General features: G+C 68.2%; 14 protein-coding genes. 4 read left to right on the top strand and 10 right to left on the bottom strand.

The window, feature by feature from the left end; translation table 11 throughout:
- Nucleotides 1-73: 73 nt before the first annotated feature.
- Both prmC and Q0R13_RS16665 read right to left on the bottom strand, forming a co-directional pair.
- A complete protein-coding gene (gene prmC, locus Q0R13_RS16670; protein WP_293905974.1) occupies nucleotides 74-943 on the bottom strand; it encodes a peptide chain release factor N(5)-glutamine methyltransferase in 870 nt (289 codons plus the stop codon).
- On the bottom strand, nucleotides 940-1,707 hold the full coding sequence (locus Q0R13_RS16665) for an MOSC N-terminal beta barrel domain-containing protein (RefSeq protein WP_293905972.1): 768 nt from the start codon (nucleotides 1,705-1,707) through the stop codon (nucleotides 940-942). Before Q0R13_RS16665 ends, prmC begins: the two co-directional genes overlap by 4 nt.
- A 98-nt stretch (nucleotides 1,708-1,805) precedes the next feature.
- Between Q0R13_RS16665 and Q0R13_RS16660 the strand changes: the two genes are divergently transcribed.
- Together Q0R13_RS16660 and Q0R13_RS22650 are read left to right on the top strand one after the other, a co-directional pair.
- Complete coding sequence (locus Q0R13_RS16660; protein WP_293905970.1) at nucleotides 1,806-2,951, top strand: YhjD/YihY/BrkB family envelope integrity protein; 1,146 nt, start codon at nucleotides 1,806-1,808, stop codon at nucleotides 2,949-2,951.
- 163 nt (nucleotides 2,952-3,114) lie between these two features.
- Nucleotides 3,115-3,363 carry a DUF6538 domain-containing protein gene (locus Q0R13_RS22650; protein ID WP_366853123.1) on the top strand — a complete coding sequence of 83 codons (249 nt, stop codon included), beginning with the start codon at nucleotides 3,115-3,117 and terminating at the stop codon, nucleotides 3,361-3,363.
- A 327-nt stretch (nucleotides 3,364-3,690) separates the two neighbouring features.
- Here Q0R13_RS22650 and Q0R13_RS16655 read toward each other — a convergent pair whose 3' ends face one another.
- The 3 genes from Q0R13_RS16655 to prfA all read right to left on the bottom strand — a co-directional run bounded on the left by Q0R13_RS16655 (nucleotide 3,691) and on the right by prfA (nucleotide 6,492).
- Nucleotides 3,691-4,566 carry a hypothetical protein gene (locus Q0R13_RS16655; RefSeq protein ID WP_293905968.1) on the bottom strand — a complete coding sequence of 292 codons (876 nt, stop codon included), beginning with the start codon at nucleotides 4,564-4,566 and terminating at the stop codon, nucleotides 3,691-3,693.
- Nucleotides 4,567-4,654: 88 nt separating this feature from the next.
- Nucleotides 4,655-5,158: a hypothetical protein gene (locus Q0R13_RS16650; RefSeq protein WP_293905965.1), complete on the bottom strand. Its 504-nt coding sequence runs from the start codon at nucleotides 5,156-5,158 to the stop codon at nucleotides 4,655-4,657.
- A 257-nt stretch (nucleotides 5,159-5,415) separates the two neighbouring features.
- Nucleotides 5,416-6,492 (bottom strand): peptide chain release factor 1, encoded by a 1,077-nt coding sequence (gene prfA / locus Q0R13_RS16645; RefSeq protein WP_293905963.1) that lies wholly within the window; start codon nucleotides 6,490-6,492, stop codon nucleotides 5,416-5,418.
- Between the two features lie 86 nt (nucleotides 6,493-6,578).
- Between prfA and Q0R13_RS16640 the strand changes: the two genes are divergently transcribed.
- A complete protein-coding gene (locus Q0R13_RS16640; RefSeq protein WP_293905961.1) occupies nucleotides 6,579-7,163 on the top strand; it encodes a pyridoxamine 5'-phosphate oxidase family protein in 585 nt (194 codons plus the stop codon).
- A gap of 128 nt (nucleotides 7,164-7,291) precedes the next feature.
- On the opposite strand, the gene Q0R13_RS16635 is transcribed toward Q0R13_RS16640, so the two are convergent.
- From Q0R13_RS16635 to ptsP, 4 genes are all read right to left on the bottom strand, one after another.
- Complete coding sequence (locus tag Q0R13_RS16635) at nucleotides 7,292-7,588, bottom strand: hypothetical protein (protein ID WP_293905959.1); 297 nt, start codon at nucleotides 7,586-7,588, stop codon at nucleotides 7,292-7,294.
- A gap of 88 nt (nucleotides 7,589-7,676) precedes the next feature.
- The gene (gene ispG, locus Q0R13_RS16630) at nucleotides 7,677-8,828 is read right to left on the bottom strand and encodes a flavodoxin-dependent (E)-4-hydroxy-3-methylbut-2-enyl-diphosphate synthase (RefSeq protein ID WP_293905957.1); all 1,152 of its coding nucleotides are present in this window, start codon (nucleotides 8,826-8,828) and stop codon (nucleotides 7,677-7,679) included.
- A gap of 47 nt (nucleotides 8,829-8,875) precedes the next feature.
- Nucleotides 8,876-9,907 (bottom strand): helix-turn-helix domain-containing protein, encoded by a 1,032-nt coding sequence (locus Q0R13_RS16625; protein WP_293905954.1) that lies wholly within the window; start codon nucleotides 9,905-9,907, stop codon nucleotides 8,876-8,878.
- Between the two features lie 53 nt (nucleotides 9,908-9,960).
- Nucleotides 9,961-12,222, bottom strand: coding sequence for a phosphoenolpyruvate--protein phosphotransferase (gene ptsP / locus Q0R13_RS16620; RefSeq protein ID WP_293905952.1), 2,262 nt, complete (start codon nucleotides 12,220-12,222; stop codon nucleotides 9,961-9,963).
- A gap of 176 nt (nucleotides 12,223-12,398) precedes the next feature.
- Between ptsP and Q0R13_RS16615 the strand changes: the two genes are divergently transcribed.
- The gene (locus tag Q0R13_RS16615; RefSeq protein ID WP_293905950.1) at nucleotides 12,399-13,760 is read left to right on the top strand and encodes a cytochrome P450; all 1,362 of its coding nucleotides are present in this window, start codon (nucleotides 12,399-12,401) and stop codon (nucleotides 13,758-13,760) included.
- Nucleotides 13,761-13,829: 69 nt separating this feature from the next.
- Here the strand turns inward: Q0R13_RS16615 and Q0R13_RS16610 are convergent, their stop codons facing one another.
- On the bottom strand, nucleotides 13,830-14,675 hold the full coding sequence (locus Q0R13_RS16610) for an enoyl-CoA hydratase-related protein (RefSeq protein ID WP_293905947.1): 846 nt from the start codon (nucleotides 14,673-14,675) through the stop codon (nucleotides 13,830-13,832).
- Between the last annotated feature and the right edge of the window lie 163 nt (nucleotides 14,676-14,838).

Below are 14,838 nucleotides of genomic sequence, written 5' to 3'. Positions count from 1 at the left end.
GCGTCCCCGAGGGGAGACGCATCTACCTGCAACACCGACGAATTTGGGTGGAGACGTCACCTGATGTAGCGAGTCAGCCTGCGGTTTCCAAGGGCTTTTTCATTCCTGCGACAACCCGGTCCCGGTCGCTGAGGTCGCGCATGGTATGCACCCCCGACGCCCCGGCCTCGCGGAACAGCGCCTCGACCGCGTCCTTCTGGTCGTAGCCGATCTCCACGGCGAACTGCCCGCCGGGTTTCAGCACCCGCAGGATCTCCGGCGCCAGGGTGCGATAGTGGTCCAGGCCGTCGGCGCCGCCCTCCAGCGCCAGCCGCGGTTCATGCACCCGCACTTCCGGCTCCAGGGTCTCGATCACATGAGTGGCGATGTAGGGCGGATTGGACACCACCAGGTCGAAGGCGTCGCCGTCCAGCAGCGCCGTCCAGTCGCTGCGCATCAGCGCCAGCCGTCCCGCCAGGCCCAGGGACGCGGCGTTGTCGCGCGCCACCGCCAGGGCCTCCTCGGAGATGTCGATGCCCAGCCCCCTGGCCGCCGGCCGCTCGGCCAGGATCGCCAGGATGATCGCCCCTGACCCCACGCCCAGGTCCAGGATCGACCACGGCGCGTGCTCCGGGAAGTCGCGCAGCACGTACTCCACCACCGTCTCGGTGTCGGGTCGCGGCGTCAGCACGTCCGGCGTGACGTTCAGCATGATCTTCCAGAAGCCCTTGCGGCCCAGGATGTGGCTCACCGGCTCGCGGTGCTCGCGCCGCGCCAGATAGTCCTCCAGGGTCGCGGCCTGCGCCTCGGTCAGCAGGCGCTGGGAATCGGTGATGATGTCGGCGCGGCTGGCCTCGGCGGCGGCCTCGACCAGCAGGCGCGCGTCGATCACCGGCCCGGCGATGCCGGCCGCCTCCAGCCGCGCCTTGGCGGTCTTCCAGGCCTGGACCAGGGTCAGGCTCACGGCTGCGGCTCGGTCGCGGCGTCGCCCAGGCCCACCCGGCCGGCCGTGGTCATCCGGATGTAGATCCCGCAGAACACGTGGCCGTAGTTGTCGTAGAGGGCCTTGACGACCTCCAGGTCGCGCTCCGCCGTGGTGGGGTCCACCTCGGTCGCGGCGCAGCGGACGATGGGCTTGAACACCTTGGCGCGCGCCCAGCCCACCATCAGCTCTAGCTCGGCCCAGTCGTTCTCGGCCCAGGCCGGCCAGCCCTCGACATAGAGGTTGGCGCGGAACCGCAGCGGGTCCAGCTCGACGCCCATCCGCTGCGACAGGTCGCGGACGCTGGCCAGGTTGACGATCGACACCTGGCCCAGCGGGTGGTCGGTGAAGCGGAAGGCGCCGCGGGCGTCGACCACCTTCAGCGGCCCGCGCGCCGCGTCGCCCAGCAGGTCGGTCAGCCACGCCTCGAATCCCGCCCGCCCCTCGGGCTCCGCCAGCCGCCCGGCGAAGGTGGGCGCGCCGGGGGCCTGCGCGGTCAGCACACCGGAGGCGTCGTCCAGCCGCGTGCGCGCGGCGGCCACCCTGGGGATCGCGGCCAGCACGGTGAATTTGTGCTTCGGCGTGAAGGCCGGAGCCTCTGGGTCGTAGCCCGACGGCCCGTTCTCGACCGCATAGGCGCGGTCGTGCGGGAACCCCTCGCCGAGGGCGAGGTCCACATGGGTCAGGCTCTCGGGTGTGAAGCCCTTCACCGGATGGCGGAAGATCGCCGCGACATGGCCGTTCATGGTCGGGCTTTAGGCGCAAACCGCGCCGCTTCACAAGCGCGGCGGAACGCGAGCCCGCGCGGGGGGTTTCGCCAAGCGCGGCTTTGGGAGGTTCTGGCTTGGCGCGCGCGAAAAATCCGCCGGGACGGCGGCCGGCCAAGGCGCCCGCGCCCCAGCCCGTGCGCGTCGATCCCAAGCCGCAGCCAGGGCAGAGCCGCCAGACCGTGGCCGCGCCGGCGACCTTCGAGGCCCAGGAGCCGGGCCGCGGCCGGGTCGCCGCCTGGCCGGGGGCCATCCCCTGGCGCGGCTGGCGCGACATCGCCTGGCGCACCTGGCAGGAGGTGAACCAGGACCGCCTGACCGTGGTGGCCGGCAGCGTCACCTACTTCACCCTGCTGGCGGTGTTTCCGGCCCTGGGGGTGTTCGTCTCGCTCTACGGCCTGATCGCCGACGTCAAGGCGGTCGAGGAACAGCTGAAGGACCTCTCCGCGGTGTTTCCGCCCGAGGCGGTCAAGCTGATCGGCGAGCAGATGCTGCGGCTGGCGACCGGCAAGCCCGGCGGCCTCTCCCTGGCCTTCGTGGTCAGCCTGCTGCTCTCGCTGTGGAGCGCGGCGGCCGGGATGCGCTCGCTCTTCGACGGCCTGAACATCGCCTATGACGAGACCGAGAAGCGCGGTTTCGTGCGGCTGAGCGCCCTGACCTATGGCTTCACGGCGGCGCTGATCGTCTTCCTGATGCTGGTCAGCGCGATCCTGGTGGCGGCGCCGATCGTGCTGGAGGCGGCGGGGCTGCGGACCGACTGGCTGATCGCCGTGCGCTGGCCGCTGGTGTTCGCGGTCGCCGCGGCCGCCGTCTCCGCCACCTACCGGTTCGGTCCCTCCCGCCAGCCGGCCCGCTGGCGCTGGGTGGTTCCCGGGGGGACAGCGGCGGCGGCCCTGTGGATGGCCGGCTCGGCCGGCTTCTCCTGGTACCTGAACCATGTGGCCAGCCTGGACGCCACCTACGGCTCCCTGGGCGCGGTGATCGGCTTCATGCTGTGGGTCTGGTTCTCGGTCCTGGTGGTCCTGGTGGGCGCCGAACTGAACGCCGAGATCGAACACCAGACCGCCCTCGACTCGACCACCGGCAAGCCCGAGCCGATGGGAAAGCGCGGGGCGGCCATGGCGGACACGGTGGGGGTACGGTTCGGGGGCCTGCGCAAGCTGCTCGGCGCCGCGCGGAAGCAGGTGCAGGGCCTGCTCAAGCGGCGAAGCAAGTCGCGCTAGCCCAGTTGCTCCCCATCGGGGGAGCTCCCGCGAAGCGGGTGAGGGGGTCCGCTCAGAAGGATCGACTGGGCGCCTCGGAGATGCCGACAGGGCCTCGGCGGCGCCATCGTGAAGGACCCCCTCCCGTCATTCGCGCCACTGCGTTACAAGCCCTTGATACCCAATGGAAAGTAACAAAATCAGTCAGTTAGAAATGTCGAAGCCGCCTGTGTCTGTAACACATGATGCGGATAACGACATGCCAACTGGACTGATCCGCCGTGCTGGCGGGATGTACTCCACCCGTCGCCGGATACCCCTCGCCCTGGTGCCCCACTACAAGGGTAAAGCTGAGGAAGTTCGGGCGCTTGGCACGAACAACCCCACAGAGGCGCGAAGGCTGCACGCCTTAATGTGGGTGCAGCTAGATTAAGAGTTCGAGGCCGCCCGGAAGGCCATGGCAGAGGCCCCGCCCCGCCCTCTCCGCATCCCGCACACCATGACCGAACATGACATCGAGAGCATCGAGTTCTGGGAGCGGGAGAGCCTAGCGGAGGAGTTCGACCCGGCACGTAAACTTGCAGCGCAGGCACGGGCTGAGGACCGCGAACGCTGGGAGGCTGAGGCGCGACAGGAGCAGGCTTCCCGCAAGCGAGAGGCGGACGCTGAGAAGGTTGCCAAGGGCGCAATACGGGGTAACCCGCGCTGTTTCGATCAGAGGGACCCCCTCGCGACAGGACATCAAAAATATGCTTTCAGTTTACTCTCGCACTGGAAGGCAAAAATACTGGAGCTTTATATCGCTAAGTTTGATCGCATCATCCACGACAACCTTTCCGTCTTCCAGCGCATCCAACCCTTCTTGCATGTAATTTTCAAAGAAGCTCTGCATGACCGCCTCTACGTAATCGTAGAAATGAGAGGCGACTTGGTGAATCTCGCCCATGATGCGATCCACGGCCTCGGCCCGATCCTTGTTTCCGGTCACCGAAATCATCATGAGCGTATTGAGGGTTTGGGCGCTGCCGTAGAGCACCGCGCCCCGGTGGCAGGTGTGAAAATCGGATAGGTCATCGTCTGCGGTCATGGCGTCATAGGCGACGCCTGCCGCCTCGTCGTCATTGTGGAACGCAACCTTGTGCCGCAGCCGCTCAATGACGCTTTGGTAGCCTGTCGATAGTTTTCCGGCCTCGGCGCGTAGGGCCCTGATGGCATCCTTCGCGGAAAGGTCGGGGGCCGACTTAAGCTCGCGACGCGCCATCTCCAGTCCCGCGCTTCCTGGCGGCAGGTCAACGCTCTCAAGTTGCACCAACCGCGCCAACGTAAGGAGCCTCTGCCGCTTGTTGTCGGCTTTTTGGCCCATAGGCGCGCCCGCGCCCGAAAAATATCGGCTGATCTCACGCCACGCAGCCTTGGCCTCTGCAACGCGTTTATACTTCCTAAGCATCGCCACGTTCGCTCCGCATAAGACCCAGCCCTCATAGAGGCGGCCAGCTAGGAAACGCGCGTTAATAAGAGTGAGGGCGTTGCTTGCCTCGTTATGGATCTCACTCCCACCCGACCTCATCGCAACCAGCATTTGGAACCTGAGGAGATTTATCTCGTTCCCGAGTTGTCCCATTTTCAGGATGAACATCCGCTCATCGTCCGGGACGACATCTAGCTGGGCCTTCGTATACTTGAGCCGATATACCTCTAGCATTGTGGGCAACTATTCTAACACGTCAGTCGGCTGTCAGGACAGCTTTGAACCCGAGAGCCCGGTAGGCTTCTATGACCTCAGCGGCGCGGTTCACGCTTCTCTCGAACAGCTCCATGAATATGTCAGACAGCTTATTTGATATATAGAGCTCAATCGTATCTCTAACTTCCATTTGATCAGCAATGTCTAGCCATTCTCTTATATGATCCAGGCACTCAACATTCATTCTGTCTTTATATTCGCCAAGCTTTTCTACAAAGATTTTCGCTTCGATGCGCACAAGATCGATGGGTGAGTGTTCTTCATTACTTCTTATGGACGCGATTTGTTCAAGGAAGACCCCATAAACGTTCTCCGCGACCGGCCTTGCTCGGAAGGTGATGAAATGATCGACCGCGCCGGTCATAGCGTTTCCGGCATTGCGGCCCATCTCAAGGGCTTCGGCGTTCGCCGCGTCATGGGCCTTCTTCGCGTCAAGCTGGGACGCACGCTCCTCCCTACTCTTCCCAAATCCAAACAGCTTCATCGTGTCGCTCCTCGGCGGTGAGAGTTCGGAACCAGGGCGTTACCGCCAGTAGGCGGCTCAGAGCGTCACCATAGCAGGTCAGTGTCGGAGACGAAGGCTCGTCGGGTTGAACGGGCGGCCCTTCCCAAGCCTGCCGTTTCTGCTACACAGGCCCCTCACCTAGGTAGCACACGACATTACCTAAGTGATTGATTTTGTTGATGATGGTAAAAGTCCCGTCATTCGCGCCACCTCGCCCGACAGGGGAGGAATTCGCCCTACCCGAACTCGTCCTCCAGCGCCGCCAGGCGGGCCGCCTGGTCCTCGGCGATCAGGGGGTTGATGACGTCGTCCAGGGCCTCGCCCTCCATCACCTTGGGCAGGTTGTAGAGGGTCAGGTTGATGCGGTGGTCGGTGACCCGGCCCTGCGGGAAGTTGTAGGTGCGGATCCGCTCGGAGCGGTCGCCGGAGCCCACCTGGCTCTTGCGGGCCTCGGAACGGGCGCTGTCCAGGGCCTCGCGCTGCTGGTCGTACAGCTTGACCTTCAGCGCCTTCATGGCTCGGGCGCGGTTCTGGTGCTGCGACTTCTCCGAGCTGGTCACCACGATGCCGGTCGGCAGATGGGTGATGCGCACGGCCGAGTCGGTCTTGTTGACGTGCTGGCCGCCGGCCCCGGACGAGCGGTAGGTGTCGATGCGCAGGTCCTGGTCGCGGATGTCGATCTCCACGTCCTCAGGCTCGGGCAGGACGGCGACGGTGGCGGCCGAGGTGTGTATGCGCCCCTGGGCCTCGGTGGCCGGCACCCGCTGCACCCGGTGGACGCCGCTCTCGAACTTCAGCCGACCGAACACGCCGTCGCCGGTGACCGAGGCCACGACCTCCTTGAAGCCGCCCATCTCGCCCTCGGACAGGCTGTCGATCTCCACCCGCCAGCCGCGGGTCTGGGCGTAGCGCTGGTACATGCGGAACAGGTCGCCGGCGAACAGCGCCGCCTCGTCGCCCCCCGTGCCGGCGCGGACTTCCAGGATGGCGGACGCGTTCTCGTCGCGATCTTTGGGGGCCAGCAGCAGGGCGACCTCATGCTCGAGGGCCGGCAGCTTGTCCTTCAGCGCCTCCAGCTCGTCGCGGGCCAGGCCGGCCATCTCGGCGTCGCCGGACGCGGCCATCTCCTCCAGCTCCGGCCCCTCGGCCTTGACCCGCTCCAGGGCCATGACCGCGTCGGCCACCGGCTTCAGCTCGGCGTGCTCCTTGCCCAGCCGCACGATCTCGGGGCCGCCGGTGGCCGCACCCATGCGCGCCTCGATCTCGCGGAAGCGGTCGAGCACCTGGTCGAGCCTGGCCTGGGGGAGTCGCACGTAAGGGTCCTTTGGCGGGCGCTGTCTGTAGCCGAGACGACGGCTTCCGCCAATTGATGTATGATCGCCGCGCGGAGGGACCCGCCATGTCGATGTACCACGACGGCAACCGGAACCTGCAGGACGCCTTCGGCAGCCGCGCCCTGGCCGACCGGCTGGAAGAGAAGCTTTGGCGCGAGCGGTTCACCGAAGGCGATGCGGCGTTCATCGCCGCCCAGAGCTTCTTCTTCCTGGCCACCGCCGATGCGCAGGGGCGGCCCGACTGCTCGTTCAAGGGCGGCCCGCCGGGGTTCGCGCGAGTGGCGGCCCCGGACCTGCTGCTGTTCCCGGACTATGACGGCAACGGCATGTTCAAGAGCCTGGGCAACCTGGCGGCCAATCCGCACGTCGGCCTGCTGTTCATCGCCATGGGCGACAAGCCAGGCCGCCTGCGAGTGAACGGCCGCGCCGAGGTGGTGGCCGCCGATCCCGCCATGGCCGGCATGCCGGGCGCCCAGCTGATGGTGAAGGTCACGCCGACGGACATCTTCCCCAACTGCCCGCGCTACATCCCGCGGATGATCCTGGAAGCGGCCTCGCCCTACGCCCCGGCCGCCGATGCGGCGCCGCTGGAGCCGAAGTGGAAGGCCTTCCCCGACTTCGCCGACGTCGTCCCGCCCCGCCGCGCCTAGACCCGGTGACGCCCAGGTAGCCATCGCGCCCCCTGCCTCTCCTGCCTGCAGCGGAAAGGAAAGGCGAAGCAAAAAAGCCCCCGCCGTCGCCGGCAGGGGCCTCTTCGATGCGCGGATGCGCGGATCGCTTAGGCGCGTTCGCCGGACAGGGCGGCGTTGCCGAACATGCCCAGCTTGACGTTGCCGGTCATCTTGTCGCCGTCCACCTTGGCGGTGAATTCGAGCTTCATCGGCATCGGGTTGGTGATGTCGGTGCTCCAGGTGAGTTCGTCGCCGTTCACCTTGCCGCTGACGTCCGCGGTGCCCATCTGGCCCACGGTCGTGCCGCTGAAGGTGTCGCCGTTGGTGGTGATGGTCGCCGTCACCACCTGCGCGCCCATCGGCGTGTTGATGGTGATCTTCCAGGCGCCGTCTGCTGCGGACATGATGGTCTCCCTCGTTGTGAGCGGCACCTAAGCGCGGATGCCGGGACCGCGCAAGAGTGACGCGGGCGTCACTTTTGTGAAAAGGCTGTTACTCCGCCGCCTGCAGCGCGGCTTTTTCGGCCGCTTGCAGCTCGGCCGCCTTGGCCTCGACCAGGTCCACGATGTGGTCGACCATGCTGTCGTTGTCGACCTTGTGGTCCTGGCGGCCGGCCACATAGACCATGCCTGCACCTTTGCCGCCACCTGTGAAGCCCAGGTCGGTCATCAGCGCCTCGCCGGGCCCGTTCACCACGCAGCCGATGATCGACAGGCTGAGCGGGGTGGAGATGTGCGCCAGCCGCGCCTCCAGCGCCTCCACCGTCTTGATCACGTTGAAGCCCTGCCGCGCGCAGGACGGGCAGGCGATGATGTTCACCCCGCGGTGGCGCAGGCCCAGCGACTTCAGCAGGTCGAAGCCGACCTTGATCTCCTCCACCGGGTCGGCCGCCAGGCTGACGCGGATGGTGTCGCCGATCCCGGCCCACAGCATCGCGCCCATGCCGATCGACGACTTCACCGTGCCGGTGCGCAGCGCCCCGGCTTCGGTGATCCCCAGGTGCAGCGGGCAGTCGATGAGCTCGGCCAACTGCTGGTAGGCGGCCACGGTCATGAAGATGTCCGAGGCCTTCACGCTGATCTTGAACTCGTGGAAGTCGTGGTCCTGCAGGATGCGGGCATGGCGCAGAGCTGAGTCCACCATCGCCTGCGGGCAGGGCTCGCCGTACTTCTCCAGCAGGTCGCGCTCCAGCGAGCCGGCGTTGACGCCGATGCGCATGGAGCAGCCGTGGTCGCGGGCCGCCTGGATCACGTCGCGCACCCGATGCGCATTGCCGATGTTGCCGGGGTTGATCCGCAGGCAGGCTGCGCCAGCCTCGGCCGCCTCGATGCCGCGCTTGTAGTGGAAGTGGATGTCGGCCACGAGCGGGACCTTGGCCGCCCTGGCGATGGTCCGGAACGCCGCCGTAGAGTCCTCGTCGGGACAGGAGACGCGGACGATATCGGCGCCGGCCTCCTCCAGCTGGCGGATCTGGCCGATGGTCGCGTTGGCGTCCGCGGTCAAGGTGTTGGTCATCGACTGGACGGTGATCGGCGCGTCGCCGCCCACCTCCACATTGCCGACGCGGATCTTGCGGCTGGGCCGCCGCTGGATCGCGCGCCAGGGGCGCACGGACGTGTGGTCTTGGTGATCGTGATCGCTCATCGCGTCGGCAAAATAAGCCCTTCGGCCCGGTTTCCCAAGCGCGCTCTCTATGGCGCCGTCGGGCCGGCCGCCAGCTTCGAGGCCAGCACCTGTTGGGCGGGCAGGATGCCGCGCGAGGCGCCGCCGACGAACACCTGGAAGTCCTGGGGCACCGAGACGTCCAGGGTCAGGCCGGCCAGCGAGGGGACGCGATAGGCCTCGCCCGCGGTGAGTTGGCGGGCGAAATAGACCGAGCCATCGGCGCCGCGCACGATCAGCGAGGCGTTCTTCAGCGCCTGGACCGTGACCGTCGAGGCGATTCGCGGGTTGCCGGCGTCATAGACCTTGCCCTTGATCTGGAAGAGCGGCGGCAGCGAGGCCAGGTCCACCTTGGGCGCCTCGTTGGCCGGCTTGGGCTTGCTGGCGGCGGCGGGATCGGCCTTCAGCCCCATGGCCTCCGCGAGCCCGGGGGTCTCGTAGGGCGGCGGGGTGGTGCTTTCCACCGGCGCCGGCAGGGGCGAGCCCAGCCGCATGACGCCGGGCTTCATGTTGCGCAGCGCCTGGTTCGCGAACGCCTCGGGGGCCAGCGGCGGCGGCGGGACATTGGCCATCATGGCGCGCTGGGCGACGTTCCACAGCACGATGGCGGCCACGATCACCAGGGCGCCGATCAGGAAGGCGGCGACCCGCGGGTCGCGCTCCTCCGGCATGCCGACTGGCGCGCGCAGCGTCTCTTCCAGCACCGGCTCGTCGGTCTTGAAGCGCTCGACCGCGACGTCCGGGTCGACCCCCAGCGCGGTCGCGTAGGCGCGGATGTAGCCGACGGTGAACGGCCGCGAGGGCAGCAGGTCCAGTTGCGTCGCCTCGATCGCCTCCAGATAGGCGCGGCGCACCCGGGTCTGGTCGGCCACCTGCTGCACGGTCAGCTTCCGCGTCTCGCGGATCGCCTTCAGGGCCTCGCCCAGGCTCTCGAAGGCCAGCAGCGGATCCACCGGGGGCGGCGGGCCCGGCGGCGGCGCGTCCGCGCTGGCGACGCCCAGGGCGCGCTCCCGCAAGGCGGCCCGATCGGCCTGCTTCCTGGAGAGACGCTTGCGTAACACCTGGGGCCTGCAGTTTCCGTAGGACGACCGCCGACCCTTAGGCTGCGTCGCGGTCAGACGGCGAGGTAGAGTTTGCGCGCCAGGGTTTCAATCTCGTTGCGCACCGAGCCGGCGCTGGACTTCAGCAGGGCCGAGACCCCGCGCCGCGCCGCCTCGCGGTCGCAGCCCAGCACCATCTGCTTCACCGGCCCGATGCCGGCCGGCGGCATCGAAAGCCGCTCGAAGCCCAGCGCCACCAGGGCGAAGGCCTCCAACGGCCGGCCGGCCATCTCGCCGCAGACGCTGACCGAGGTGCCGGTCTCCGCGCAGGCCCGCTGGATGGTCTCCAGGGCCCGCAGCGCCGGCGGCGACAGCGGGTCGTAGCGGTCGGCCATCCGCGGGTTGCCCCGGTCGGCGGCGAACAGATACTGCATCAGGTCATTGGTGCCGACGCTGACGAAGTCGGTCATCGGCAGCAGCGCGTCCAGGTGCCAGATCAGCGACGGCGCCTCGATCATCGCCCCCACGTCCAGGCGCGACGGCGCCGGGCGGCCGCGCCGCTGGGCCCAGGCCACCTCGGTGTCCACCCAGCCGCGGGCGGCGCGGAATTCGTCCACATTGGCCACCAACGGGAACATGATCCGGAGCGGCCGCCCCCGCGCCGCCGCGATCAGTGCGCGTAGCTGCAGCCGCAGCAGGGCCGGGCGATCCAGGCCCATGCGGATCGCCCGCCAACCCAGCGCCGGATTGTCCTCCCGCTCGGCCTCCATGTACGGCAGCACCTTGTCGCCGCCGAGGTCGAGGGTGCGGAAGGTCACCGGCAGGTCGCCCGCCGCATCCATCACCCGCGAGTAGAGCTGGGTCTGGGCGTTGAACCGCGGCATCTCCTCGGAGACCATGAACTGGAACTCGGTGCGGAACAGGCCGATGCCCTCCGCCCCGGTCTCCGCCAGGCTCTCCAGGTCCACATCCAGGCCGGCGTTCATCAGCAGCGAGATCTTCACCCCATCGCGGGTGAAGGCCGGGGTGTCCTTGAGCTTGGCGAACTCGGCCTGCCGCTGGCGGCGCACGTCGATGCGAGCCTTGATGGCGTTCACGACGTCGGGGCGCGGGCGCAGATAGGCTTCGCCGGTCTCGGCGTCGACGATCACCGGATCGCCCTCCGACACCCGGTCCCGCAGGCCCGACAGGCGGCCGACGCAGGGGATGTCCAGGGCACGCGCCACGATGGCGGCGTGGGAGGCCGAGGACCCCTCTTCCAGCAGCAATCCCCGCAATTTGGTGCGGTCGTATTCCAGCAGGTCGGCGGGGCCCAGGTTGCGGGCGATCAGGATGGCGTTGTCCGGCAGCTCGCGGGCCACGCTGCCGTCGCCGGACAGGTGGCGCAGCAACCGGTCGTTGAGGTCTTCCAGGTCGTGCAGCCGCTCGCGCAGATAGGGGTCGCGGGCCTGGCCCAGGCGGGCGCGATGCTCGGAGCGCACCCGCTCCACCGCGGCCTCGGCGGTCAGGCCGTTCTTCACCGCGTCCTCGAGGCTGCGGTTCCAGCTCGTGGAGTGGGCGAACATCCGGTAGCTCTCGAGCACCTCGTAGGAGGCGTCGACCAGGCCGCTCTGGCCCTCTAGCATCTTGTCGATCTGCGCCTTCAGCCCGGCCAGCGCCCCGGTCAGCCGCCGCTGCTCGGCCGCCACGTCGTCGGACAGCAGCTGCGAGGAGGCCACCGGCGGCTCGTGCAGCACCACCACCCCATAGGCCAGGCCCTCGGCGAACTTGGAGCCGATGAGCCGCTCCGGCCGGCGCGGGGCGATTTCCACGCCCTCCAGCTCCTCGACGGTGATCAGCTCGCCCGAGGCCACCATCTCGGCCAGGACCATGGCCACGATCTGCAGGTCGTCGACCTCGTCCTCGGTGTAGGTGCGCGCCGCGCGGTTCTGCACCACCAGCACGCCGATCGCCCGGCCGCCGCGCAGCAGCGGCACGCCGAGGAAGCCGTGGAGGGGGCTTTCGCCGGTCTCCGGCCGGAACGAGAACGCCTGGTGCTCCGGCGCGTCGGCCAGGTTCAGCGGCGACCCCAGCCGGATGATCTCGCCCACCAGGCCCTCGCCGGGCTTCATCCGCGTCACGTGAACGGCGGTGGTGTCCAGGCCCTCGGTGGCGAACAGCTCCATCTCGCCGGTCGCGCGCCGCAGGTAGATCGAGCAGACGTCGGCCACCATGGAGAGCGCGATGATGCGCACCACCATGTCCAGGCGCACCTGGGCGGGCCCGCCTCCGGCGAGCGCCTCCCGGATTTGCCGCAGCAGGCTGCGGGGTCCACGTATGGCGACAGACGCGACCATCCTGAACGAAACGTCCTCCCTGTTCTTTCGGCGCTGACTAGCAGGAATTCCTGTCAGAATGGAGACTCAAAGCTTGGACGTGCCCCTTCCGCTGCGGAATGCCTAGGCAGCGGGCAGCACCAGGGGTGTCGCCGAACCGGCTTCGCCCGCAGGCGGGATCGGACTAGGTTGTGGCCGTGGCCCTCGATGACATTCCCAGCTCCACCTTAACCCCGCCCGCGCCGTTCCCGGGCGAGCGCGATCCGTTCCTTCCACTGATGATGGCCAAGGCGATCACGCGATCGATCGACGGCTGGCCGCGGCAGGTGTTCGAGCAGGCCGCCTGGCGTCCGCCATTCCCTGGCGCGGTGACGTTCATCATGGACCCGGACGCGCTGAAGGTCCTGTTCGTCGAACAGGCCTCGGCCTTCACCCAGGGCGCCATGTTCCGCCGGATGATGCGGCCAGTCTGGGGCGAAGGGATACTCACCTCGGAAGGCGCGAAGTGGCGCTGGCAACGGCATGCCGGCGCGCCCGCCTTCCGTCCGGCGCAGATGCACGCCCTGGCGCCGTCCATGAGCGGTGTCGCGGAGGCGGCGCTAGTGCGGTGGCGCTCGAGCCCGCGGATCGACCTCCCTACCGAGGCTGCGCGCATCACCTTCGACGTCATCTTGGACACCATGCTGTCCGGTGGCGACGACTTCGACCGCGATACGGCGAGCGCCCGAATCGAGGCCTTCACCGCCCAGGTCGGGAAGATGAAGCTCAGCTATTTCTTCGCGCCCGACGCCCACCACGAAGACCGACTGAATCCACCGACTGCCGCGGGTGAGGCGTTGCGGGGCGACATCGCCGCCATGGTGCGCCGCCGCCGGGCCGCGCCGCCGCGAGGCGACCTCTTGGACCTGCTGCTCGCCGCCCGCGACCCCGAGACGGGCCAGGCGATGGACGACGAAATCCTGCGCGACAACATCCTCGGCTTCATCATGGCCGGCCACCAAACCAGCTCGGTGGCCCTGACCTGGTCGCTCTACCTGGCCTCGGCGCACGAGCCGACGGCCCGACGGCTGCGCGCCGAGGTCGCCGCGGTCGCGGGCGACCAGCCCATCGGCCCTGACCACGTCGAGAACCTGGTCTTCACCCGCCAGGTAATCCAGGAGGCCATGCGTCTCTATCCGCCGGCCTTCCAGCTCTACCGAATCTGCACTCGAACGACCGAGGTCGGTGGGATCGCCGTCCGGGCGGGTCAGCGAATCCTGATCCCGATCTATGCCCTGCACCGTCACCGCCGCTGGTGGCGCGACCCGGACGCCTTCGACCCGGACCGCTTCGGCCCGGGCCAGCCCATGCCGGACCGGCACCTCTACATGCCCTTTGGCGCGGGCCCGCGCATCTGCCTGGGCGCGGCCTTCGCCATGACGGAGCTAGTGGTGATGCTGGCGACTCTGATGCGCGGGGCGACCTTCACCGTCGCGCCCGGACACCGCGTGTGGCCCCGGGCCAACCTGACCATCTTGCCCGAAGGCGGGTTGCCCATGGACGTAGTGTTGCGGTCATGAGCAGGCGAATGCGGTGGCTGCGGCCGGGATGACGGACGCTTTGTCAGCGGCCCATTGAACGCAAACGCCTCACCGCCCCGTGAACTCCGCCGGCCGCTTCTCCATGAAGGCTTTCATGCCCTCCATGGCGTCGGCCGTGCGCAGCAGCGGCAGGAGTTGCAGGAACACGTGGTGCACGTGCTCGTCGAAGCCTTCCGACAGGCCCATGCGCATCAGCCGCTTGGATGCCTGCACCGCCAGCGGCGCGTTGGCGGCGATCTCCAGCGCCATGGCGCGGGCGGCGCCCGCCACCTCGGCCTCGGGCACGGCGCGGGAGGCCAGGCCCATCTCCACGCAATCGGCGGCCGTCAGGGTGCGGCCGGTGAAGATGATCTCCGCGGCCTTCGACCAGCCCAGCAGGCGCGGCAGGATCCAGGTGCCACCGCTCTCGGGCACGATCCCGCGCTTGGTGAAGGCGGCGGCCATCTTCGCGCCCTGCGCCATGATCCGGATGTCGCAGCCCAGCGCGGTGTCCATGCCATAGCCCGCCGCCGAGCCGTTCATGGCGCAGATGGTCGGCGTGCCCAGGTTGAACAGCACCGTGGGCGGCGTCGCGCGCAGGTCGATGTCGGTGGAGGTGGATGCGCCCTCAAGCCCCGTGCTGCCGCCGGTCGCGCCGCGCAGGTCCAGCCCGGCGCAGAACGCGCGGCCCGTGCCGGTGAGGATGATGCAACGCACGTCCCGGTCGCGGTCCGCCTTCAGCAGCAGCTCGGTGAGCTGCTGAAGCATCGGCCCGGAGATGGTGTTCATCCGGTCCGGCCGGTTGAGGGTCAGCGTGGCGACGTGGTCGCTGACCTCGTAGAGCACCTCGTCCCCGGACTGGGACGCTTCGGCCAGGGACTGGGAGACGGGCGCGCCGCTGTCGGCAGGAGCCATGGGAATATCCTCCTTCAGATGTTGCTTGTCGCCAGCCTACCCCCTTGCCGTTGCGCAAGGGCGCCGAAATCGCGGCGCCCCCGCACTAGGGTCCAGACTCAAATAGGCCTTCGCAATTTTAATACCATAGCCAGCGACACCCGCTGATCTCGGCGAAGGCCAG

The organism is Phenylobacterium sp. (assembly GCF_025351295.1).
Taxonomy (GTDB): Bacteria; Pseudomonadota; Alphaproteobacteria; order Caulobacterales; family Caulobacteraceae; genus Phenylobacterium.
This window is presented reverse-complemented; position numbering and strand designations above follow the sequence as displayed.

Coding starts and splice junctions, on each gene's coding strand:
- ptsP (WP_293905952.1), bottom strand. CDS start 12,222: ATGGTCGCGTCTGTCGCCATACGTGGACCCCGCAGCCTGCTGCGGCAA.
- Q0R13_RS16665 (WP_293905972.1), bottom strand. CDS start 1,707: ATGAACGGCCATGTCGCGGCGATCTTCCGCCATCCGGTGAAGGGCTTC.
- Q0R13_RS16650 (WP_293905965.1), bottom strand. CDS start 5,158: ATGAAGCTGTTTGGATTTGGGAAGAGTAGGGAGGAGCGTGCGTCCCAG.
- Q0R13_RS16640 (WP_293905961.1), top strand. CDS start 6,579: ATGTCGATGTACCACGACGGCAACCGGAACCTGCAGGACGCCTTCGGC.
- Q0R13_RS16655 (WP_293905968.1), bottom strand. CDS start 4,566: ATGTTCATCCTGAAAATGGGACAACTCGGGAACGAGATAAATCTCCTC.
- ispG (WP_293905957.1), bottom strand. CDS start 8,828: ATGAGCGATCACGATCACCAAGACCACACGTCCGTGCGCCCCTGGCGC.
- Q0R13_RS16610 (WP_293905947.1), bottom strand. CDS start 14,675: ATGGCTCCTGCCGACAGCGGCGCGCCCGTCTCCCAGTCCCTGGCCGAA.
- Q0R13_RS16635 (WP_293905959.1), bottom strand. CDS start 7,588: ATGTCCGCAGCAGACGGCGCCTGGAAGATCACCATCAACACGCCGATG.
- Q0R13_RS22650 (WP_366853123.1), top strand. CDS start 3,115: ATGGAAAGTAACAAAATCAGTCAGTTAGAAATGTCGAAGCCGCCTGTG.